General features: G+C 49.2%; 22 protein-coding genes and 3 pseudogenes. 21 read left to right on the top strand and 4 right to left on the bottom strand.

The window, feature by feature from the left end; all coding sequences use genetic code 11:
* Positions 1-59 precede the first annotated feature (59 nt).
* The 18 genes and pseudogenes from LK436_RS04885 to LK436_RS04970 all read left to right on the top strand — a co-directional run bounded on the left by LK436_RS04885 (position 60) and on the right by LK436_RS04970 (position 17,176).
* Positions 60-2,024: a hypothetical protein gene (locus tag LK436_RS04885; RefSeq protein WP_008396273.1), complete on the top strand. Its 1,965-nt coding sequence runs from the start codon at positions 60-62 to the stop codon at positions 2,022-2,024.
* Positions 2,021-2,629: an ATP-binding cassette domain-containing protein gene (locus LK436_RS04890; protein ID WP_044930696.1), complete on the top strand. Its 609-nt coding sequence runs from the start codon at positions 2,021-2,023 to the stop codon at positions 2,627-2,629. The genes LK436_RS04885 and LK436_RS04890 overlap by 4 nt, the downstream gene beginning before the upstream one ends.
* A 381-nt stretch (positions 2,630-3,010) precedes the next feature.
* Positions 3,011-3,370, top strand: a complete 360-nt coding sequence (locus LK436_RS04895; protein ID WP_008396269.1) for a DUF3847 domain-containing protein — start codon at positions 3,011-3,013, stop codon at positions 3,368-3,370.
* Positions 3,336-4,832, top strand: coding sequence for a MobQ family relaxase (gene mobQ, locus LK436_RS04900; RefSeq protein ID WP_008396268.1), 1,497 nt, complete (start codon positions 3,336-3,338; stop codon positions 4,830-4,832). Before LK436_RS04895 ends, mobQ begins: the two co-directional genes overlap by 35 nt.
* On the top strand, positions 4,829-6,700 hold the full coding sequence (locus LK436_RS04905; protein WP_008396266.1) for an AAA family ATPase: 1,872 nt from the start codon (positions 4,829-4,831) through the stop codon (positions 6,698-6,700). Before mobQ ends, LK436_RS04905 begins: the two co-directional genes overlap by 4 nt.
* A gap of 142 nt (positions 6,701-6,842) precedes the next feature.
* Positions 6,843-7,001, top strand: coding sequence for a transposon-encoded TnpW family protein (locus LK436_RS04910; RefSeq protein ID WP_008396264.1), 159 nt, complete (start codon positions 6,843-6,845; stop codon positions 6,999-7,001).
* Positions 7,002-7,042: 41 nt separating this feature from the next.
* Positions 7,043-7,858, top strand: a pseudogene (locus LK436_RS04915) (VirD4-like conjugal transfer protein, CD1115 family); the annotation flags it as partial.
* A gap of 216 nt (positions 7,859-8,074) precedes the next feature.
* Positions 8,075-8,203: pseudogene (locus LK436_RS04920) on the top strand (Maff2 family protein); the annotation flags it as partial.
* Between the two features lie 652 nt (positions 8,204-8,855).
* Complete coding sequence (gene tet(W) / locus LK436_RS04925; protein WP_002586627.1) at positions 8,856-10,775, top strand: tetracycline resistance ribosomal protection protein Tet(W); 1,920 nt, start codon at positions 8,856-8,858, stop codon at positions 10,773-10,775.
* Between the two features lie 50 nt (positions 10,776-10,825).
* Entirely contained in the window at positions 10,826-11,593 is a 768-nt protein-coding gene (locus LK436_RS04930) for a class I SAM-dependent methyltransferase (RefSeq protein WP_002586626.1), read from the top strand.
* 171 nt (positions 11,594-11,764) lie between these two features.
* A complete protein-coding gene (locus LK436_RS04935; RefSeq protein ID WP_002586616.1) occupies positions 11,765-12,187 on the top strand; it encodes a sigma-70 family RNA polymerase sigma factor in 423 nt (140 codons plus the stop codon).
* Positions 12,180-12,392 (top strand): helix-turn-helix domain-containing protein, encoded by a 213-nt coding sequence (locus LK436_RS04940; protein WP_002586615.1) that lies wholly within the window; start codon positions 12,180-12,182, stop codon positions 12,390-12,392. The genes LK436_RS04935 and LK436_RS04940 overlap by 8 nt, the downstream gene beginning before the upstream one ends.
* Before the next feature lie 497 nt (positions 12,393-12,889).
* Positions 12,890-13,288: a plasmid mobilization protein gene (locus LK436_RS04945; protein WP_002596229.1), complete on the top strand. Its 399-nt coding sequence runs from the start codon at positions 12,890-12,892 to the stop codon at positions 13,286-13,288.
* Positions 13,260-14,885, top strand: coding sequence for a relaxase/mobilization nuclease domain-containing protein (locus LK436_RS04950; RefSeq protein WP_002596230.1), 1,626 nt, complete (start codon positions 13,260-13,262; stop codon positions 14,883-14,885). Before LK436_RS04945 ends, LK436_RS04950 begins: the two co-directional genes overlap by 29 nt.
* Positions 14,875-15,261, top strand: a complete 387-nt coding sequence (locus LK436_RS04955; RefSeq protein WP_002596231.1) for a cysteine-rich VLP domain-containing protein — start codon at positions 14,875-14,877, stop codon at positions 15,259-15,261. Before LK436_RS04950 ends, LK436_RS04955 begins: the two co-directional genes overlap by 11 nt.
* A 72-nt stretch (positions 15,262-15,333) precedes the next feature.
* A complete protein-coding gene (locus tag LK436_RS04960; protein WP_006356266.1) occupies positions 15,334-16,128 on the top strand; it encodes a replication initiator protein A in 795 nt (264 codons plus the stop codon).
* The gene (locus LK436_RS04965) at positions 16,125-16,967 is read left to right on the top strand and encodes an ATP-binding protein (RefSeq protein ID WP_002596233.1); all 843 of its coding nucleotides are present in this window, start codon (positions 16,125-16,127) and stop codon (positions 16,965-16,967) included. The genes LK436_RS04960 and LK436_RS04965 overlap by 4 nt, the downstream gene beginning before the upstream one ends.
* 14 nt (positions 16,968-16,981) lie before the next feature.
* Positions 16,982-17,176, top strand: coding sequence for a transposon-encoded TnpW family protein (locus LK436_RS04970; protein ID WP_002596234.1), 195 nt, complete (start codon positions 16,982-16,984; stop codon positions 17,174-17,176).
* 64 nt (positions 17,177-17,240) lie between these two features.
* On the opposite strand, the gene LK436_RS04975 is transcribed toward LK436_RS04970, so the two are convergent.
* Positions 17,241-17,441 carry a hypothetical protein gene (locus LK436_RS04975; protein ID WP_002596235.1) on the bottom strand — a complete coding sequence of 67 codons (201 nt, stop codon included), beginning with the start codon at positions 17,439-17,441 and terminating at the stop codon, positions 17,241-17,243.
* Positions 17,442-17,666: 225 nt separating this feature from the next.
* Between LK436_RS04975 and LK436_RS04980 the strand changes: the two are divergent.
* Both LK436_RS04980 and LK436_RS04985 read left to right on the top strand, forming a co-directional pair.
* Positions 17,667-17,981, top strand: a pseudogene (locus tag LK436_RS04980) (recombinase family protein); the annotation flags it as partial.
* Between the two features lie 224 nt (positions 17,982-18,205).
* Positions 18,206-18,496, top strand: coding sequence for a hypothetical protein (locus LK436_RS04985; RefSeq protein ID WP_008396257.1), 291 nt, complete (start codon positions 18,206-18,208; stop codon positions 18,494-18,496).
* Between the two features lie 56 nt (positions 18,497-18,552).
* On the opposite strand, the gene LK436_RS04990 is transcribed toward LK436_RS04985, so the two are convergent.
* The 3 genes from LK436_RS04990 to LK436_RS05000 are packed head-to-tail and all read right to left on the bottom strand — an operon-like array spanning position 18,553 to position 20,509.
* Positions 18,553-18,975: an immunity 22 family protein gene (locus LK436_RS04990; protein ID WP_008396256.1), complete on the bottom strand. Its 423-nt coding sequence runs from the start codon at positions 18,973-18,975 to the stop codon at positions 18,553-18,555.
* 36 nt (positions 18,976-19,011) lie between these two features.
* Positions 19,012-19,812, bottom strand: a complete 801-nt coding sequence (locus LK436_RS04995; protein WP_008396255.1) for a helix-turn-helix domain-containing protein — start codon at positions 19,810-19,812, stop codon at positions 19,012-19,014.
* Positions 19,813-19,846: 34 nt separating this feature from the next.
* Positions 19,847-20,509 carry a suppressor of fused domain protein gene (locus tag LK436_RS05000; RefSeq protein ID WP_008396254.1) on the bottom strand — a complete coding sequence of 221 codons (663 nt, stop codon included), beginning with the start codon at positions 20,507-20,509 and terminating at the stop codon, positions 19,847-19,849.
* Positions 20,510-20,852: 343 nt separating this feature from the next.
* On the opposite strand from LK436_RS05000, the gene LK436_RS05005 reads away from it, so the two are divergent.
* A complete protein-coding gene (locus LK436_RS05005) occupies positions 20,853-21,266 on the top strand; it encodes a cysteine-rich VLP domain-containing protein (RefSeq protein ID WP_044930800.1) in 414 nt (137 codons plus the stop codon).
* Positions 21,267-21,302 lie beyond the last annotated feature (36 nt).

Below are 21,302 nucleotides of genomic sequence, written 5' to 3' on the forward strand. Positions count from 1 at the left end.
TTAGTATTTTGGGCAATCGTGTGTCTGTTACCTATTCAAAGGAGGTTTAAGAATTTCAAATGAAACATATAAGAAATATATTGCTGTTGATTACGATTATTTTTGCTTTTGTTATGCAAGCTGAAGTATATCAAAATATGCTCTGGAACTTTAATGGTGCTTATTATTTATCGTCCAGATACACAACTACCAATGACGATATGGATTCATTTTTAGCCAATGCAGAAGATACAGCTGAGAAGCATGGTGTTCATATTTTTTCGACCTTTAATCAGAGAGTTTCTAATTATCAGACAAGACTTTATATTTATGGTGATGATACCGTTGTTCGGGATAGTCTTAAAAGCACAATGGATATTGAGGAAAAAACATATACGGCTTTGATAGGCGGAATCACCGTAATAGAATTTGAAGATTTTAGAGAAGCAAAAAACACAGGCAATGGACAGGAAATAATGGTCAGCTATATCGGTGACGATGATGACATTATTGCCACATATCAAGATTTGGCAAAAGAATATTCTATATCGCAGCCAGAGTTTTGGCAATCAACCGAAACTGATATGATGTTCATTGTTTGGGGCCTGGTTGCCATATTGATGATTGTACTTAATATGATTGAGGTGATACGCAGACAAAAGGAAGTAGTTGTACGAGCTTCTCTGGGCGAAAATGCTGCTGTGATTGCTCTAAAAGCTGTAGTGGCTGATATGATTTCATATGCTGCATTATTCGTCTTAGCAAAGTTGCTTGTTTCTCAATTTATATCGGGAGCGTATGAAGATCATCTCATTTTGGCAGTGTATTGTGCCGGAGCAGTTCTTTCCGTAATTCCTTATGCTGCTTTTGTCCGCTTTGATGTAAAAAAAGCCTTTGCCAATGCTTCAGATAAAAAAGGTATGTTTTATCTTCTGAACGGTCTTAAAGTATTTGCTACTGCTATGACAATTTTTACAATAACTACAAATCTCAGTAGCATTCAAGGTAATTTACTTACAAACACGACTCTTTTAGAAAATCATTATAATGATTATTATTTTGGAGTTATGCAGATTGAACCTCCTTTTGAAGAAAATGAGGAGGAATCCAAAGAGAGCAAATTTTGGAATGACCTTTACGAAAATGAATACAACACTATAAATCCGGTGGTCTGCATAGGCAGCCGGATAAGCGATACGGATAATTATATTTTTGTAAATCATAATGCCAGAGATATGCTACAAGGGTTTTCTGATATGCTTACTGAAGATGATGAAAAAGAGGATATCGTGGTCTTCGTGCCAAAGGGAAGAAATGCGGAATCATACAAAGATATCGCAAAAGAGGAAATTGGCTCTCTTACCCAAAATGCAGAAGAACTGCGTGTTGTTTATAAAGAATATTCTGGCAGAGAGCAATTTTATTATCTCAATTCGAACAGAGAAGAGGCTATTGACGGATTGTCAAGAGTAACAAATCCGATTGTGATTTATCAGGCAAATGAGGCTGTTGCTTTAAATGGAAGTTATATCGAAACAGGAACATATAATGGTGAGGTAATCTACGGATGCGATGAAAGCACAATTCGTAATGCTGCGAAAAAATATGCAGAACAGCTTGGTTCACACTATTTTATGCTGACGAATGTCGGAGAGGATTACATTTATAGTCATAGTTTCCTTGTAAAATTGATTAGCTTTATAAGCTCTCTTTGCGTATTAGTATTGCTGTTAGATATAGCTATCATCGTATCTGAAGCGAAAATGGAATTTAGACTTAGCTCTATGGAAATCTCCCTCAAAAAGGTTTTAGGTTATAGCTTTTATGAAAGGCACAAAAGATTTATTTCCGTTAATCTCATAGAAAATATAGCCGTTGTGATATTGATTTGCATTGTTTCGATTTTTATATCTAACGCAAGTGTCGGGATTGCTTTACTGATTGGATCATTGCTCACCATTATTGAAATGGCAATCATTTTCACAAATATTATGTGGGTTGAAAAAACAAATATCTCAAAGTCATTGAAGGGAGGATGTTTATGATTATAATTCGTGGCTTAAATAAAGCATTTGGAGAGAAAATAATTTTCTCCAACTTTAATTTGGAAATTCCGGATGGAAGTTTTGTAGTAATCAGCGGGGATAGCGGCAGTGGAAAAAGCACTTTGCTCAATATGATTGGTGGTATCGAAAAGCCGGATAGCGGCAGTATCATAATCGAAGGGCTGAATATTACCCGGCTTAAAAATAAAAACAGTTTTTTTGCGGATACAGTGGGGTTTCTTTTTCAGAATTTTGCACTGCTTGAAAATAAGACAGTTAAAGAAAATTTAAGTTTGATTAAAAAATCAAGCCGAACTAAAGTATCACTTAAAGAAGCTCTTAATCGTGTGGGGTTATCAAAGGAAGTTAACAAAAAAGTTTATCAGCTTTCCGGTGGTGAACAACAGAGAGTTGCTTTAGCTCGTCTTATGATGAAAAAATGTTCTGTTGTTTTGGCAGATGAACCTACTGGCTCACTTGACAAGAAAAATAGAGATATTGTTATGAGGTTATTGCACGAACTCAATGAAGAAGGTAAAACGGTTATCATTGTTACCCACGATCAGGGTATTATTGAAGATGAATCTTATGTTGTGAAAATCTGAGAGTACCTCTTAGAAATGTCTTGATCTACATTTTATGTAATTTGGGTCAGAAGAAAATCCCTTTAGGAACTAAAGGGCGCACTTCTATACTCTCCTATCGGGAGTATGTGCGTCCTGCGGAGCTTCATTCCCGGTCAGCAGAAGAAAACTGCACGACCGAGAATGTTGCGTCACTTTGTTCCGTCAAGGTGGCTACACCCCCTTGCGCCGCTAAAGCGACTATCCCCTGTGTACTTGCCGTCCGCAAACAGCATGAAATGCTGTTCGCCGCCAGCAAGTTTGGAAAAATAAATACCGAAAATCAGACCGTTGACTGGTCGCAATGTGCGAAAAGTTGACGGTCTTTTTTATCCCAAAAATCAAAAAAGGAGGTCAATCACAATGACAAAACCGAAAACCCTCGATCAGCTTCGAGCCGAAAAGGAACGGGCCGAGACGCAGCTTGCACAGGAACAGCACAAGCTCAACCGTCTTGAGAACAGAAAGAAATATCTGGAGAAAGGCGAAAGGCAGCAACGCACCCATCGTCTTTGCAATCTGGGCGGCACGATTGAGAGCCTTGCCCCGGAGGTCAAAGATCTCACACGCACCGAAATGACAGAGCTGATGGAACACATCTTTTCCCTGTCCGAAGTCCAGCGAGCCGTCCGTCACATGGCGATTACTCACACCAACCAAGCGAACAGAGAAAAGGAGTTGAAAGCCGATGGCACTATTTCATCTAAGCGTCACGCAGACTAAGCGAAGCGCAGGACAGTCCGCTATTGCTTCTGCCGCCTACCGTGCCGGGGAGCGATTGTATAGCGAGTATTACGGCGAATACAGCGACTACACCCGCAAGGGCGGCGTGATCTGCTCCGATATTCTCCTGCCGTCCCATGCCCCGCCAGAATACGCAGACCGCCAGACCCTATGGAACGCCGTGGAAAAAGCCGAGCGTGGAAAGAACGCCCAGCTCGCATACAGCTTTGACATTGCCTTGCAGAATGAATTTTCCCTTGAGGAAAACATCGCTCTTGCAAGGCAATTTTTATTGGAGAACTTTGTGAGCCGGGGCATGGTGGTTGACTTCGCCGTACACCAGCCAGACCGGGAGGATGGCGGCATACCCAATCCACATTTTCATGTGCTTTGCCCCATCCGTCCCATTGAGCAGAACGGCAAATGGGGACTAAAGCAACGCCGGCTGTATGAGCTGGACGAGGACGGCAACCGTATTCGAGACGCAAACGGAAAGTTTGTGTTCAACGCCGTTCCCACTACCGACTGGGGCAGTCCCGAAACGCTGGAACATTGGCGTCAGACATGGGCGGAACTATGCAACGCCAAGTTTGCGGAAAAAGGTATTGATGTTCGTATCGACCACCGAAGCTATGAGCGTCAGGGCGTGGAGCTTCTTCCCACCGTCCACGAGGGCGCAACCGTTCGGGCAATGGAGAAGAAAGGCATACGCACCGAGAAAGGCGAGTTCAACCGCTGGATCAAAGCCACCAATGCCGTTATCCGTGACATCAAGAAGAAAATCGCTCTCCTGTTCGATTGGATTGCCGAAGCAAAAGCGGAGCTTGCCAAGCCGCAGGCACCCGACCTTGTTTCGCTGCTGAGCGCCTATTACACCCAGCGCAGAGCCGGGGCATATTCGCAGAAAGGCAAGGTCAGCAATCTAAAGGAGATGAACGAGACTTTCAATTATCTCCGGGCAAACGGCATTTACTCCCTTGAAGATTTGGAAAGCCGTGTCAGCGAACACAGTGCTGCCACAGAGAGCTTGAAGAAAACGCTGGACGAACAGACCGCCCGAATGAAAGCAATTAAGCAGCTCTATGACAGCTCCGCTGCTTTCCAGAGCTTGAAGCCTGTCTATGACGGCTTGCAGAAAATCAAGTTTGAGAAGCCCAGAGCCAAGTACAAGGCAGAGCATGAAGCGGAACTGAAACAGTTCTACGCCGCCAGACGCAAGCTGACCGGAGAGTTCCCGGACGGCAAGGTGGATATGAAAAAGCTGACCGAAGAGTATGACGAGCTGGAACAGGCGCACAACACCACCTATGGCGAGTTTAAGACCGTCAGAGACGATTTACACCGTCTTTGGAAGGTCAAGTCATGTGTAGATACTGCCGCCCGATTTAACGAGCGTACAGAGGAACAAATGCACCAAAATCGACCCCAAACACGACACAAAAAGGAGGATATATCCCGATGAATTACACCCAAGCACAGATTGACCGGGCGAACGCCGTCAGTCTGGAAGATTTTCTCCGCACACAGGGAGAGACACTTATCAAAAGCGGACGGGAATACCGCTGGAAAGAACATGACAGTCTGACCGTCCGGGGAAACAAGTGGTTTCGTCACAGCCAGAGCAAGGGCGGCTATCCCATTGATTTCGTCATGGAGTTTTACGGCAAGTCCTTTCCCGAAGCTGTCCAGATGTTGACAGGCGAAAACGGCGAGGGACAGACCGAAGCCACCACAGCACCGCCCACAGCGTTCCACTTGCCCTTGCACAACAGAACAGCCGACAGAGCAATTCAATATCTTTGCGAAAGCCGAGGTCTCAACAAAACGCTTGTTGAGACTTTTCTTCTTTCCGGGGATATTTACGAGGACGCAAAGCGGCACAATGTTGTGTTTGTCGGCAGAGACCGAAGTGGTACGCCGAGATACGCCCATGTGCGAGGAACGGCAGACCCATTCAGACAGGACATTGCCGGGGCTGACAAGTCCTATCCGTTCCGCTATGAGGGAAACGGCAATCAGCTCTTTGTCTTTGAAGCACCGATTGACCTGTTATCATTCATCTGCCTTTATCCGCAGGACTGGCAGACAAGAAGCTATCTTGCCCTGGGCGGCGTTTCTGGCAAAGCCCTTGACCGTTTTCTTTCTGAGCGCAAGGACACCCAAAAAGTGTTCCTCTGCCTTGACAGCGACACCGCAGGAAGCGAAGCCTGTACCCGACTGGCACAGTCCATTCCCAGCGAGATCGCCGTCATTCGCCTTGTCCCGGCAAGGAAAGACTGGAACGATGTTCTCCGTCAGCAAGGGGACATTCCGAGCCGCAAATTCATAGCCGAGACAATCACGCTGCGAGAGCTGCCCACCGCCCAGCCTGTTCCCATGCTCCGCATGGCAGATGTGGAGCTGACGAGCGTGAAATGGCTATGGTTTCCCTATATCCCCTTTGGAAAGCTGACGATCATACAGGGCAACCCCGGCGAGGGCAAGACCTACTTTGCCATGCGTCTTGCGGCGGCTTGCACCAACCGAAAGCCCTTGCCCGGTATGGAAACCCTTGAACCGTTCAATATCATTTACCAGACTGCCGAGGACGGTCTGGGTGATACGGTCAAGCCCCGACTGATGGAAGCAGACGCAGACCTTGAAAAAGTGCTTGTCATTGACGATAGAGACACACCGCTGACCCTTGCCGATGAACGCATCGCAAGGGCAATCCGGGAAAACAACGCAAAGCTGGTTATCATTGACCCGGTACAGGCGTTTCTGGGCGCAGATGTGGACATGAACCGGGCAAACGAGGTGCGCCCGATATTCCGCAGTCTGGGAGACATTGCACAGGCTACCGGGTGCGCTATCGTGCTGATCGGACACCTGAACAAAGCCGCAGGAACGCAAAGCACCTACCGGGGATTAGGGTCTATCGACATTACGGCGGCAGTCCGCAGCCTACTCTTTATCGGCAAGCTGAAGGACAGTCCCACAACAAGGGTACTGATCCATGAGAAAAGCTCTCTTGCGCCGCCCGGACAGTCCCTTGCCTTTTCTCTGGGAGACGAGAAAGGTTTTGAATGGATAGGGGCTTATGACATTACCGCTGACGAGCTTCTTGCCGGGACGGACACCGCCAAGACCGAGAGCAAGACCGCACAGGCGCAAATGCTCATTCTGGAACTGCTTGCAGACGGAAAGCGTATGCCGAGCGCAGAGCTGGAAAAGGCAGTCAATGAGCGTGGGATTTCCTCACGCACCATGAGAACGGCAAAGAGCCGTATCGGGGACAGACTTGTGACCGAGAAAGACGGCACAGCATGGGTCTGCTATCTCCGAGACTAACAACAGGAACAAGGCAAGCGTGGCAAAGACGGCAAGGTTTTTATAGATACCTTAATGTTGCCGCCTTGCCTTCTTCCCTCATACCGACACCGCCCGATGATGAACAGTCACCGGGCATTTTTCATTTACAGGAGGATTTTGAATGAACAATACCGCAACCAACACCGCCACTTGCCCGACTGTCAGAAAGCAGATCGGCAAGACCACATATATCGCCCGTGTCCATTTCAGCCAGACCGCAAAAGAGACGATGGAGGACAAAATCAAGCGTCTGCTCCGTGAGGAAGTCCGCAAAATGTGACTTCTTTTTGAATTTGATGAAAAAGTCCTTGACTTTTCGTCTCTGGCAAAACCGCTAAGTCGATTTTGATTTCCTGCGGTGCGCGTCTTGCCGTATTTGATATTGCGGAGCTGCGTGAGGTTACATCCTACGATGAGTTGGAACTGGATACGCTGGGAGACAGAAAAACGGCTCTGTTCCTCATTATGAGTGATACGGATGACAGTTTTAACTTTCTCATTTCCATGTGCTACACCCAGTTATTCAACCTGCTTTGTGAAAAGGCCGATGATGTGTATGGTGGCAGGCTTCCGGTTCATGTGCGCTGTCTGATTGATGAGTGTGCTAATATCGGGCAGATTCCGAAGCTGGAAAAGCTGGTGGCCACCATCCGAAGTCGTGAAATCTCTGCCTGTCTGGTGTTGCAGGCACAGAGCCAGCTCAAGGCAATTTACAAAGATAATGCCGATACCATCATCGGCAATATGGATACTTCCATCTTCCTGGGTGGCAAAGAGCCAACAACGCTGAAAGAGCTGGCGGCTGTTCTGGGAAAGGAGACCATAGACACTTACAACACCGGAGAGAGCCGGGGACGGGAGACCTCCCACTCGCTCAACTATCAGAAATTGGGAAAAGAGCTGATGAGCCAGGATGAGCTGGCAGTTATGGATGGCGGCAAGTGCATCTTGCAGTTGCGCGGTGTGCGTCCGTTTCTTTCAGACAAGTATGACATTACCAGACACCCTAATTTCAAATACACAGCTGATGCAGACAAGCGAAATACCTTTGATATTGAAGCGTTTTTGTCTGCCAGACTAAAACTCAAGCCTGATGAGGTCTGCGATGTATATGAAGTAGACACGGAGGGCGTGTAATACGGTTCCGCTGAGAAAGGAGTGATCGTATCTATTTGCCGCAACTGCCTCTGTTGAGGCCATTGGCGTACAAAGCGGGCAATCATCAACAAAATAATGAAAAAGGAGGACAGCCGGGATCAGGCTCTCATATATCGAGGGCAGATTGTTCCGGCTTTTGTGCGCTTATGAAACAAACCTAACTAATCATTCAAATGATTCCGGCTAATATTATTTATGGCATTTTTTGAACAGGCAATTACCGTTCTTCAGACTCTCGTTATCGCTCTGGGTGCTGGTCTTGGTATCTGGGGTGTCATCAACCTGTTGGAAGGTTATGGCAATGACAACCCTGGCGCCAATGCTCATGTACGGTAAGGAAGCAAGCAACCGAAAACAAGAGATAGACCGCCAGCACTACACTATTCCGAACCAAAGACCAAAAGATAAGCATTGTGGGAAAATCTAAACTTTTGGATTTTCCTACAATGCCAACTACGGCGGAATCCCTCCCACTCCTTATATCTTTCTGTATACATTGAATTTGTATTTAGTAAAATGCAGACAACACCACGGATCGGCTTTTGGTTGGACAATTCCAACCAAACACCACAGCAGACAGCAGAAAACATTCTGAACGCTAGGAAGCCGGTATGATTGTTACATATAAGGGGAAGAAAAATTTCTTTTAGGTACTTGCTTTCCTAAAACTGATGTGATACAATGATTTAATCCAGAAAAGGAGTAAAAAATATGCGGCAAGGTATTCTTAAATAAAACTATAATCAAATAGTGGGAACAAAGGATTATGATAGCTCCTTTTGTAGGGGCTTAGTTTTTTGTACCCAATTTAAGAATACTTTTGCCTTATCAATTTTGACATATCCCCAAAAACAGCAATCACAAACAGGTGTATGCTGTATATGTGTATGTCCGCAACTTATAATCCCCAGTGGTAAAAGTATTTTACTGCTGGGGATTTTTATGCCCTTTGGGGCTGTAAAGGGAGGACAATCACATGAAAATAATCAATATTGGAATTCTTGCCCATGTAGACGCTGGAAAGACGACCTTGACGGAGAGCCTGCTATATGCCAGCGGAGCCATTTCAGAACCGGGGAGCGTCGAAAAAGGGACAACGAGGACGGACACCATGTTTTTGGAGCGGCAGCGTGGGATTACCATTCAAGCGGCAGTCACTTCCTTCCAGTGGCACAGATGTAAAGTTAACATTGTGGATACGCCCGGCCACATGGATTTTTTGGCGGAGGTGTACCGCTCTTTGGCTGTTTTAGATGGGGCCATCTTGGTGATCTCCGCTAAAGATGGCGTGCAGGCCCAGACCCGTATTCTGTTCCATGCCCTGCGGAAAATGAACATTCCCACCGTTATCTTTATCAACAAGATCGACCAGGCTGGCGTTGATTTGCAGAGCGTGGTTCAGTCTGTTCGGGATAAGCTCTCCGCCGATATTATCATCAAGCAGACGGTGTCGCTGTCCCCGGAAATAGTCCTGGAGGAAAATACCGACATAGAAGCATGGGATGCGGTCATCGAAAATAACGATGAATTATTGGAAAAGTATATCGCAGGAGAACCAATCAGCCGGGAAAAACTTGCGCGGGAGGAACAGCAGCGGGTTCAAGACGCCTCCCTGTTCCCAGTCTATCATGGCAGCGCCAAAAATGGCCTTGGCATTCAACCGTTGATGGATGCGGTGACAGGGCTGTTCCAACCGATTGGGGAACAGGGGGGCGCCGCCCTATGCGGCAGCGTTTTCAAGGTTGAGTACACCGATTGCGGCCAGCGGCGTGTCTATCTACGGTTATACAGCGGAACGCTGCGCCTGCGGGATACGGTGGCCCTGGCCGGGAGAGAAAAGCTGAAAATCACAGAGATGCGTATTCCATCCAAAGGGGAAATTGTTCGGACAGACACCGCTTATCAGGGTGAAATTGTTATCCTTCCCAGCGACAGCGTGAGGTTAAACGATGTATTAGGGGACCAAACCCGGCTCCCTCGTAAAAGGTGGCGCGAGGACCCCCTCCCCATGCTGCGGACGACGATTGCGCCGAAAACGGCAGCGCAAAGAGAACGGCTGCTGGACGCTCTTACGCAACTTGCGGATACTGACCCGCTTTTGCGTTGCGAAGTGGATTCCATCACCCATGAGATCATTCTTTCTTTTTTGGGCCGGGTGCAGTTGGAGGTTGTTTCCGCTTTGCTGTCGGAAAAATACAAGCTTGAAACAGTGGTAAAGGAACCCTCCGTCATTTATATGGAGCGGCCGCTCAAAGCAGCCAGCCACACCATCCATATCGAGGTGCCGCCCAACCCGTTTTGGGCATCCATAGGACTGTCTGTTACACCACTCTCGCTTGGCTCCGGTGTACAATACGAGAGCCGGGTTTCGCTGGGATACTTGAACCAGAGTTTTCAAAACGCTGTCAGGGATGGTATCCGTTACGGGCTGGAGCAGGGCTTGTTCGGCTGGAACGTAACGGACTGTAAGATTTGCTTTGAATACGGGCTTTATTACAGTCCGGTCAGCACGCCGGCGGACTTCCGCTCATTGGCCCCGATTGTATTGGAACAGGCATTGAAGGAATCGGGGACGCAGCTGCTGGAACCTTATCTCTCCTTCATCCTCTATGCGCCCCAGGAATACCTTTCCAGGGCTTATCATGATGCACCGAAATACTGTGCCACCATCGAAACGGCCCAGGTAAAAAAGGATGAAGTTGTCTTTACTGGCGAGATTCCCGCCCGCTGTATACAGGCATACCGTACTGATCTGGCCTTTTACACCAACGGGCGGAGCGTATGCCTTACAGAGCTGAAAGGATATCAGGCCGCTGTCGGTCAGCCGGTCATCCAGCCCCGCCGTCCAAACAGCCGCCTGGACAAGGTGCGCCATATGTTTCAGAAGGTAATGTAAAGATACATAATCGTCAAGACGGCAACAATCAGAAGTTATGGAGGGTAACAATGGAATATAGTAAGGAAGATTTAATGGAAGCAAAAAAGCAAATTTGGGGAGTGGGAGAGAACATGGGAACAGAGGAAAGTAAAAAAATCTGGGAGGAGAACGCACAATTTTGGGATAATGCAATGGGTGACGAATCTAATGAATTTCACAGAGAGGTAGTGCGTCCCAAAGTAACGGAACTTCTATCTCCTAATCCTGCGGATTACATTTTGGATATTGCGTGTGGCAATGGAAATTATTCTTCGTATCTTGCACAAAGAGGCGCTTCGGTTGTCGCTTTTGATTACAGCAAAAAAATGATAGAATTGGCTAAAAGACGGCAATCACAATATGCAAAACAAATTGAATTTTGTGTGGCGGATGCGACCGATAGAAAAAGTATATTAGAATTAAAAAGAAATCGAGCCTTTACGAAAGCAGTTTCTAATATGGCAATTATGGATATTACGGATATTGAACCACTTCTTATGGCTGTTTATGAACTGTTGCAGGAAAGCGGAATTTTTGTCTTTGCAACGCAACACCCTTGTTTTGTCACGTTGACTGAAAAATATATGACACCGCACAGTTACTATGATATAGCGATTGAAGGGCAACCGAAAGAGCAGATTTATTATCATCGTTCCATACAAGATATTTTTAACCTTTGTTTTAGAGCTGGATTTGTCATTGATGGATTTTATGAAGAATGTTTTAAAACCAACAAAGAAATTCCTATGGTAATGATAGTAAGGCTTAAGAAGGTAAAACGTGATAGCTTAAAATAAATTCAAGTTTGTCGGGTAAATAGCAAACCCAGCCGAGCCAGTCAACGGTCAAGATGAACGGCGCATATGCGCAGCCGTTGACAGCCCCGCCCGCCTTTGCTGGTAGGCAATCAAGGGGCGACAGCAAGAAGTGCCACCGCCCCGCACTATTATTCAGAAAGGGGAATTTCCATGACCGACCAGATAGCCTATCAAGAATATATCCAGCGCAGGTACAACGCCTTTTGCAAGACTGTTATCCGCTGTGCCGCCTTGGACAAGATTTTGAAGCTTAAACGGCAATGGGAACGGCAAGTTTCCCTTGACTATCTGATGAACGAGAAGTTTGTCCAGTTTGCCGCGTCGGAGCCGGACGAGGAATACCCATTTACCGTCTGCGGTCAGACCGTCCTGCTCTGCAACGCCGCCCTTGCCGACGCGATCTCTGTTTTGCCGGAGCAGACGCGGGAAGAAATCCTGCGCTATTACTTTCTGCGCCAGCCGCAGCGCGTGATCGGCGCGTGTATTGGCCGGTCACGCAGCACAGCGGGGCGGCATATCCAGCTTGCCTTGCAGCGGCTACGCGAAGAAATGGGGGTGAGCCGGTATGAGTAGACTTCTCCCCTATGAAACAATCCTCAAAGCCCGTGAGGGCGACCCAGAAGCCGTGAACGCTGTCCTGCTCCACTACGCCGGATATATCCGCTATTTCTCAAAAGTGAACGGGCAGGTCAACGCCGAGGTGGAGGACTATGTAAAGCAGCGGTTAATTGACTGTCAATTCAAGTTCCGGCTTGACGAACCACCGGACAAGTCATAAAAACTGAATACCAGCCGCCACCGACGCGGCCAGCGAAAGCAGTAAGTCTTGAAAAAGATTTACTGCTTTTTTTGTTGTCCGGCTCCGCTCCCGGCCATTTTGCCCCCTGCCGGTTGTAGTAGTAAGCGAGGAGGGAATTTTTCTGCCCTGGTGTTTGGCATTTGGAGCATTTACCCGTAGTAGAGGGCAAAGAGAAAGGATTTCTCCAACACCGGGTAGAAACCACTGCGTCCGGTGTCATTTTAGCGAAAGCGGGCAGGAATGCCCTTTACAGGATTAGTAGTAGCAGAAAAAGAGAAACAAACTTTTGTGGTTGCAGTTTTCCAAAAAAGTGGCGGACGGAAGTGAGAGAAAGTTTGCAGTCACGGAGAGCAAGTTTCTACCACGGTGCCAAAATCCGCAATTCTGCAGTTTTGCCCCTCGCGGGAAACTTGTTGGGGAGTGCCTTCCCCAAACCCTGCTCATGCGCCCTTACGGGCGAGAAAGGAGGTCACACCATGCGAAAGAAATACAACACGCCCCACCGCAGCCGCGTTGTGAAAACCCGGCTGTCCGAAGATGAGTATGCCGACTTCACAGCGCGGCTTGCGCCCTATGGTATCAGCCAGTCCGAATTTCTCCGGCAGGCGATACGGCGGGCGACCATACGCCCGGTTGTCCATGTGTCGTCGGTCAATGACGAGTTGCTTTCCGCTGTCGGGAAGCTGACAGCCGAGTACGGCAGGATCGGCGGCAACCTCAATCAGATTGCCCGGTATCTGAACGAATACGGCGTACCCTACAACACCCTTTCCGGCGAGGTACGCGCCGCCATATCCGACCTTGCCGTCCTCAAGTATGAAGTCCTCAAGAAAGTAGGTGACGCGGTTGGCAACACTCAAGCATATCAACTCTAAAAACGCCGACTACGGAGCCGCCGAGCAATATCTTCTCTTTGAGCATGACGAGTTTACCATGAAGCCCGTCCTTGATGAAACCGGCAGGCTTATCCCCCGCGAGGACTACCGGCTGTCCACGCTGAACTGCGACGGGGAGGATTTTGCCGTTGCGTGTATGCGGGCCAATCTCCGCTATCAGAAAAACCAGCGGCGGGAAGATGTGAAAAGCCACCACTACATCATCAGCTTTGACCCGCGGGACGGGCCGGACAACGGCCTGACCGTAGACCGGGCGCAGGCGTTGGGGGAACAATTCTGTAAAGAGCATTTTCCCGGCCACCAGGCCCTTGTCTGCACCCACCCGGACGGGCATAACCACAGCGGCAACATTCATGTGCATATCGTCATAAACAGCCTGCGGATTGAGGAAGTGCCGTTCCTGCCCTACATGGACAGGCCGGCCGATACGAAAGTCGGCTGCAAGCACCGATGTACCGACGCTGCCCTGCGCTACTTCAAATCCGAAGTCATGGAGATGTGCCACCGGGAGGGGCTTTATCAAATCGACCTCTTGAACGGCAGCAAGAACCGCGTCACCGACCGGGAGTATTGGGCGCAGAAAAAGGGACAGGCCGCGCTGGACAAGCAGAACGCCCCCATGATTGCCGATAGTATCACGCCCCGGCAGACCAAGTTTGAAACGAACAAGGAGAAGCTGCGGCAGACCCTACGGAAAGCCCTTGCCACCGCCGCCAGCTTTGACGAGTTTTCCTCTCTGTTGCTGCAGGAGGGTGTGACCGTCAAGGAGAGCCGGGGGCGGCTTTCCTACCTCACGCCGGACAGGACAAAGCCAATTACCGCCCGGAAGCTGGGCGACGATTTTGACCGCGCCGCTGTCTTTGCCGTTTTAGAGCAAAACGCCGCCAGAGCAGCCGAAGCGCCAGCCAGATCCCCCGATCCCCCACGCACCATAAAAGACCGCTTGCAGGTTGCCAGAGCCGAGATAGCCGCCCCGAAACAGGACGGAGTGCAGCGGCTTGTGGACATTGAGCAGAAAATGGCCGAGGGCAAAGGCCGGGGCTATGAACGCTGGGCGAAGATACACAATCTGAAGCAGGCCGCCAAAACGCTGTCCGTCTACCAGCAATACGGCTTTACTTCCCCGGAGCAGTTAGAAGCCGCCGTTGACACCGCCTATCAGAAAATGCGCCAGACCAGCGGCGAACTGAAAGCACTGGAAACGAAGCTGCAAGGGAAAAAGAAGTTGCAGCGGCAGGTGTTGGCCTACGCCCAGACCAAGGCCGCCCGCGACGGGCTGCGGGCACAGAAATCCGAGAAAGCCCGCGCCGCATACCGGCAGGCCCATGAGAGCGATTTTATCATAGCCGACGCAGCAGCCCGGTATTTCAAGGCGCATGGCATTACCAAGCTGCCCGCCCGGAAAGCGTTGCAGGCCGAGATCGAGCAGCTTATCTCCGAGAAAGACGGCCTGTATAACACCTATCACGAACAGAAACAGCGGTTCAAGGAGTTGCAGACCGTCAAGCGGAACATCGACCAGATTTTGCGCCGGGACGAGCCGCACCGCAGAAAGGAGCAGAGCCATGAGCGATAACCTGCCCCACATGGACTACCGCCAGCACCGGCGGGCGCGGCGGCTGGTACATGAGTGCTGTAACTACGATGAGGGGAACTGCCTGCTATTGGACGACGGGGAGCCTTGCGTGTGCGTCCAGAGCATTTCCTTTTCCCTCATGTGCCACTGGTTCCGTGTGGCTGTCCTGCCCCTTGACGGGGAGCTGGCCGCAGCCCTCTTGTGCCGGGGAAGCCGGAAACGGTGTGCCGTCTGCGGGGCGGCCTTTGTCCCCAAATCCAACCGGGGAAAATACTGCCCCGACTGCGCCGGGCGCATGAAGAAAATCAAAGCCGCCGAGAGAAAGCGGAAACAAAGGCAGAGATGTCACGCTTTAGAGCCTTTCAAACCCGCATAAATCAAGGCTTTTTTCGTGGGTGTCAAAGGGTACGCGATACATTTATCCTTTTCCCCCGGAAACGGCGTTTTAATGCGTGACAATACGCCAAAATCAACCCGAACACAGGGAGGTGATCCTATCGCTGATTATATCAGGGCAGACACGCGGCTGCCCGCCTATCTGCCGTATCCCCGTTTCCTGCTGAAAATGGAGATTTCACAGACCGCCAAGCTGCTGTATTCGCTGCTGTTAGACCGTTCCACCCTCTCCCAGAAAAACAAGTGGCTGGACGACGAGGGCAGGATTTATATTATCTATCCCATCGCGGAGATAGCAGAAATACTGGATAAAGGCAGCACCACCATCAAGGGGGCGCTTAATGAACTGGACACGGCGGGGCTGTTGGAACGGGAACGGGGCGGCTTCTCCGCACCGAACCGGCTTTATGTCAAAGTACCGCCAGTGCCACAGGTACAGTTTTCAGACCAACTGATGGCCGGAAGTCCGCCCCTCATAGAGCCGGAAAACCGTCCTACTGATGGTCAGAAAACCGACCTTATGATGGTCGGAAAACCGTCCCCTAACCAAACTACTATAAACAACCTTACAGAGAGCCAAACAAAGGGAGTGAGTGGGGGGCCGTCCGCGCCCTATGGCCGATATGGAAATATTTTTCTGTCACAGACCGAATACGACGAGTTGCAGGCAGAGTACCCTGACAGGCTGGAACGGTTCATCGAGGAAATGAGCCGCTACCTTGCCGCCAACGGGAAAAGCTACCAGAACTATGCCGCCGCCCTGCGGATATGGGCGGGGAACGACAAAAAGGAAGCCCCTAAAAAGGGCATACCAGACTACTCATGCAAGGAGGGCGAGAGTTTATGAAGAATGAAATCAACGCGGTTTTGGAGAATATGACGACCACCATCCCGGAGCCGGAGGACTACACCGGCGAGGACGGTTTACTGTACTGCGGCAAGTGCCGCAAGCCGAAAGAAGCCTATTTTGCGCCGGATAAGGCCGCTATCTTCGGGCGCGACCGCCACCCGGCAGAGTGCGACTGCCAGAGAACCGCCCGCGAGGAACGGGAAGCCGCCGAAAAGCGGCGCAGACACCTTGACACCGTGGAAGAACTGAAACGCCGGGGCTTTACCGACCCCACCATGCGGGACTGGACTTTCGAGAACGACAACGGCAGGAACCCGCAGACCGGGCTTGCCCGCCGGTATGTGGAGCATTGGGAAGATATGCGGACAGACAATATCGGCTGCCTGTTCTGGGGCGGCGTAGGCACCGGCAAAAGCTACCTTGCAGGCTGTATCGCAAACGCCCTCATGGAGAAAGAAATCCCCGTCCGCATGACGAACTTTGCTCTTATCCTCAATGACCTTGCCGCCAGCTTTGAGGGGCGCAACGAGTACATTTCCCGCCTTTGTCGTTATCCGCTGCTGATCCTTGACGACTTCGGCATGGAACGCGGGACGGAATACGGGCTGGAACAGGTGTTCAATGTGATTGACAGCCGTTACCGCAGCGGCAAGCCGCTGATCGTCACGACCAACCTTACGCTGGACGACCTGCACAACCCGGAGGACACCGCCCATTCCCGGATTTATGACCGCCTGCTTTCCATGTGCGTCCCGGTACGCTTTACCGGCGACAACTTCCGGCAGGAAACCGCCAAGCGGAAAATGGAGAGCATGAAGAAACTGATTACCGACTGAAAGGAGTATTGCCTATGGCAGATAACAAGCAGCACGACACCCGCACCACCCGCCGCCCTGACTGTGTGACGGAAATCCGCATGGGCAATTCCGTCCTTGTCGTGTCCGGCTATTTCAAGAAAGACACCACAACCACAGCCGCCGACAAAATGGCGCGGGTACTGGAAGCGGAAGCCGCTGCTACACAGGAGCCGACTTATCCGGCGTGAACCGGGGCATGGAAAAGCGGCCATGCCAGGGAGCATGACCGCTGGAACGAAAATCGGAAGTGCTTTAGCAATTCTTAATCTCATTCTCTATAAAATAATTTGCAATTTCAAAGGCTTTTATTCTTCTCTTTGCCAATGTGATTTGTGATTTATAACGCTCGGAATTATCCTTTGATTCAAATGTTTTTACTGTTTCTCTTAGCTTGTGCAGAGTTGAATCAATTTGCCTTTTGGCCGCGGTTAATTCATCTATTGTATACTTCATGTTTTCTCCTTTAACTTCTGATTTTTTTGTTAAATCAGAGTATACCACGGAGTTATGAACTTTTCTACTGCAAATATGGGACGACAACCCATACCATAAAAATCGGAAAATTGAAAAGCTGTAAAGAAGCAAATTTAACGCTTTTGCCGCTGTACAGCCCCCGCCGTTCCGTGGTACAATGAAACCACGGAATAGTGGGGCTGGCTGTCGGAAACGGAGGATTTTATGTTAAGACAAGCCACCCAAAACCTCATTACCGCCCTTTATCCGAGATTGTCCCACGAGGATGAATTGCAAGGCGAGAGTAATTCCATATCGAACCAAAAAAGGATACTCGAAACCTACGCAAAACAGAACGGCTTTACCAATCTGCGCTGGTACACCGACGACGGTTTTTCCGGCGCGAACTTCCAGCGGCCCGGATTTCAAGCCATGCTTGCGGACATTGAAGCCGGGAAAGTGGGTACGGTCATCGTCAAGGACATGAGCCGGTTAGGGCGAAACTACTTGCAGGTAGGGTTTTACACGGAAACATTATGGACAAGGACAAAAAAGGCAGACCGAGAAACGGGGGCTGCTGACAACAAATAAAGGCTGAATATCAAGCACCGGGGAAGTGCGAGATATTCAGCCTGTTTTGTTGTTTGGGGTTTCCAAAGGGGCTTACCCCTTGGCACACGACTTTGCTTGCAAAGTGTAGTGTGTTATACGCTCTGTCGGCGTTGCCGCGGAAATGCCGTTTCCGCCGGGGAGGGCAAGGGCATTTGAAGCGGCAGGAAAACAGGGCTGTGATTGCGTGGCGTGGAGCCGCAAGCGCAGGACTGGTTTCAGCAGCAGACAGGGCGTATATGAAAGCCCCCGTCCCTCGTCCCACGCCGGACTACGGGACAAAATGTCCCGAACTTGTGGCCACACTTACGAAAAAGCAGACGGACTTTCTTCTCAAAATCGGAATGGGCGGGAAAGTCATTTTAGGGCTTTCCCGCCTTGATTACCCATCAGCAAAGGCGGGTGGGACTGTCAACGGCGGCGCATTTGTGCGCCGTTCATCTTGACCGTTGACCGACTCAACGGGCTTTGCTATCTCCCCGATAAATGGGAAGTGCTTAAATTATTGCAAGCTATCAAATACCCCCAAAAACTTGAAATAGCCAAAAGTTTCATTTTGTACTTCTTGAATTGAGCCATCATAACTTACTCTGTCCAAAACGATTATTGCATTATAGGGCCTGTCTAATCCGTCAGGATGCAGTCTTTTTAATGCATCAATGTCAAAAATTTCCGCATCTTCAACAAGCTCATCTATTTTGGCAGTCAAGTTTTTTCGCCATATCATAATAGCAAAATCTTCATCATAGGTATTGATACCAAAATCAACACCCATTTCAAAACCTATATACTCATTATGTAAAAGGTCATAATCCTTTTCCCAATATTGTTCAAACAGTTCCTGCGATTTACAAACACCAACAAAAACCGAACAGCGATTTTCCCGTGTTGTATAACTAATATCTAATTGTTCAATTTGCCTCATACTTTAATCCCTCCGAAATTCCGATTTGTCGCTCTCTTACTTTCTACCTCGTTGCGGCTTTGGATTTTTGAGCAAGTCCGACTTCTGTGCAATCTTTTTCAGCCACTTTCTTTCTTCCTCCGACAGCTTCCCATAGTTCAGCTTGAGCCGTTTACAGATAAACGCCATCGCAGCCTGTTCCGGGTCGCTGCCCGGAGTGGACGCTGCTTCTGCGGCTTGCAAAAAATCTTCCAGTGGATTGTCCTCCGGGACACTGAAAAAATCTTCCTTATGTGCTTCCCGCAGGTCAAGAGCTATCTTGTTTATGTCCTGCTGTATCACATAGCGGCAAAAGCTGTCATCGTCAATATGGGCGGCGATAAGCTGTCGTAACTGCGGGTCGGACAAGCCGGGATTGTACTGCTTCATAATGGTTGCGCTTACAGCGTCTACAATGGCGTTTGCACTCTGCACTTGTTTGCCAGCGATACCGTTCACATAGATTTCAAGGTCAGCCATGAGCCGGGGAAAATCCGGGTGCGCTGTCAGCTCACACAAGAGGGAATTATCCACCCGCTCACTTTTTAATAGTTCAATCATATCATCACTCAGATGCAGGTCTGCAAGATCGGCGTTTGGGTGATTTTTTGTTTGGGACAGCCCCAGCAGATAATCGGCGGTCACGCCATAAAACTTTGCCAGCTTGATAAGGGCATAGTGGCTGATGTCCTTGAAGTCCTCCGCTTCATAGCTACCCAGCGCAGACTTGGAGAGGTGCGTCTGCTCCGCAAGTTGTTCCAGCGTCAGCCCACGCTCCACACGCAGGTCTTTCAATCGCTCTTGTATGGATAGTTCCATGCCCTCCCCCCTTGTCTGCTCAATAAATGGGAAATTAGAAATAGGACTTGCTTCTTCTCATATCTGTAACCAAATCCGTATTACCGTCTGCTTCCATGCAGGCAATCAACTTGGGAATGTTATTGCGATCCGCAATAATTGCCTGAAGTTCCGATTCAGTTATTCCGACAAGCTGAATAAATTCTGTCTTTCCATACACAGACATCTGCGGTTTCGCTTCTGTATCGTTTACCAATAAAAGTGCAGTAATTGAAGAATTTGCGCCGATGTGCAAGGAGGTTCCATTGCCTTTAATGTATTGATTTGCTTCAAAAAAACGGTTAGTTGTATATGTATATCTTGCCAAATTAGACATCATATCAACCACCCACATACAACTTTCTGTGTCATGCTCTTTCAGCTTCATAGTCATTTCATAACCCCAGCCGTTCCATTCGCCACCAAAAGCATCCTCGTCACCGTAAAGAACTGTCATTCCATAAGTAACCAAATGCTTGTAACCTTTCGGAGAATTGTATATGGAAAATCCGTCTAAATATTCATCTCCGCCCATCATTGCTCTTGAAGTCAGAATTGTCCCAAAATGGTCTGGGGTTTGCCCTGGATAAAGTTTCTCAAAGGCGTCATCAATAGCTTGCCAGCCAGGTGAGTAATTTTCATCTTCTTTTATACGAATTAAAAATTCTTCCTTTGTCATATAGTTCCCTCCATAATTCTGATTTTCCGTTCTGTTTCTTCCATTCTATCACAATTCCGAGAGCGTGGAAATAGGCTGTTTTTCAAGCCGATTTCCGACCTTATGGATATACGGGGCGGGCGGTCTTTTAGGTGTAGACTTAGGGTAGTTCATCGATGAGCTGCACCTTGAAAAATGAATAACCGTCCGAAAAGGAATACCCCGGCAGGGGAAGCACCGCAACGAGCCACTTCGGGACAAAATGTCCCGAAGTCCGGGGAGCGTGCCAACGCTGGAACACGCCGCAGGAATGGGGCAGGAAGCCTTTTCGGGGAGAACGGCTAAGGAAAAATGGAGGGAACACATGAGAGAGAACACATATAAACGACTGCCACCCATAGAGCGCAAGCCGGACGGTTCCCTTTACCGCATGACACCGGCACAGAGGAAACAGGCAAACGCCCTGATCCGCCGGGAGTGCTGCTGTTATGAGGACGGGAACTGTATGCTCCTTGACGATGGGGACATTCACACCTGCCCCCAGACCATTTCTTTCTCGGTCTGCTGCAAGTGGTTCCGCTGGTCGGTCTTGCCGCAAATCGGGACGCTGGAAACAGAGATTTTCCGGGATACGGAGCTAAAACGCTGTGTTGTCTGCGGCGGGGTGTTCGTCCCAAAGTCCAACCGGGCGAAATACTGTCTCGATTGTGCCGCCGTAGTTCACAGGCGGCAGAAAACAGAAAGTGAACGGAAAAGGAGGTCTTGTGTGGACAGTTAGGGGCTGAAAAGTCCTTGATTTACAAGGCTTTGCAAG

Origin of the sequence: Clostridium sp. M62/1, from assembly GCF_020736365.1 — a bacterium.
GTDB lineage: Bacteria > Bacillota > Clostridia > Lachnospirales > Lachnospiraceae > Otoolea > Otoolea saccharolyticum_A.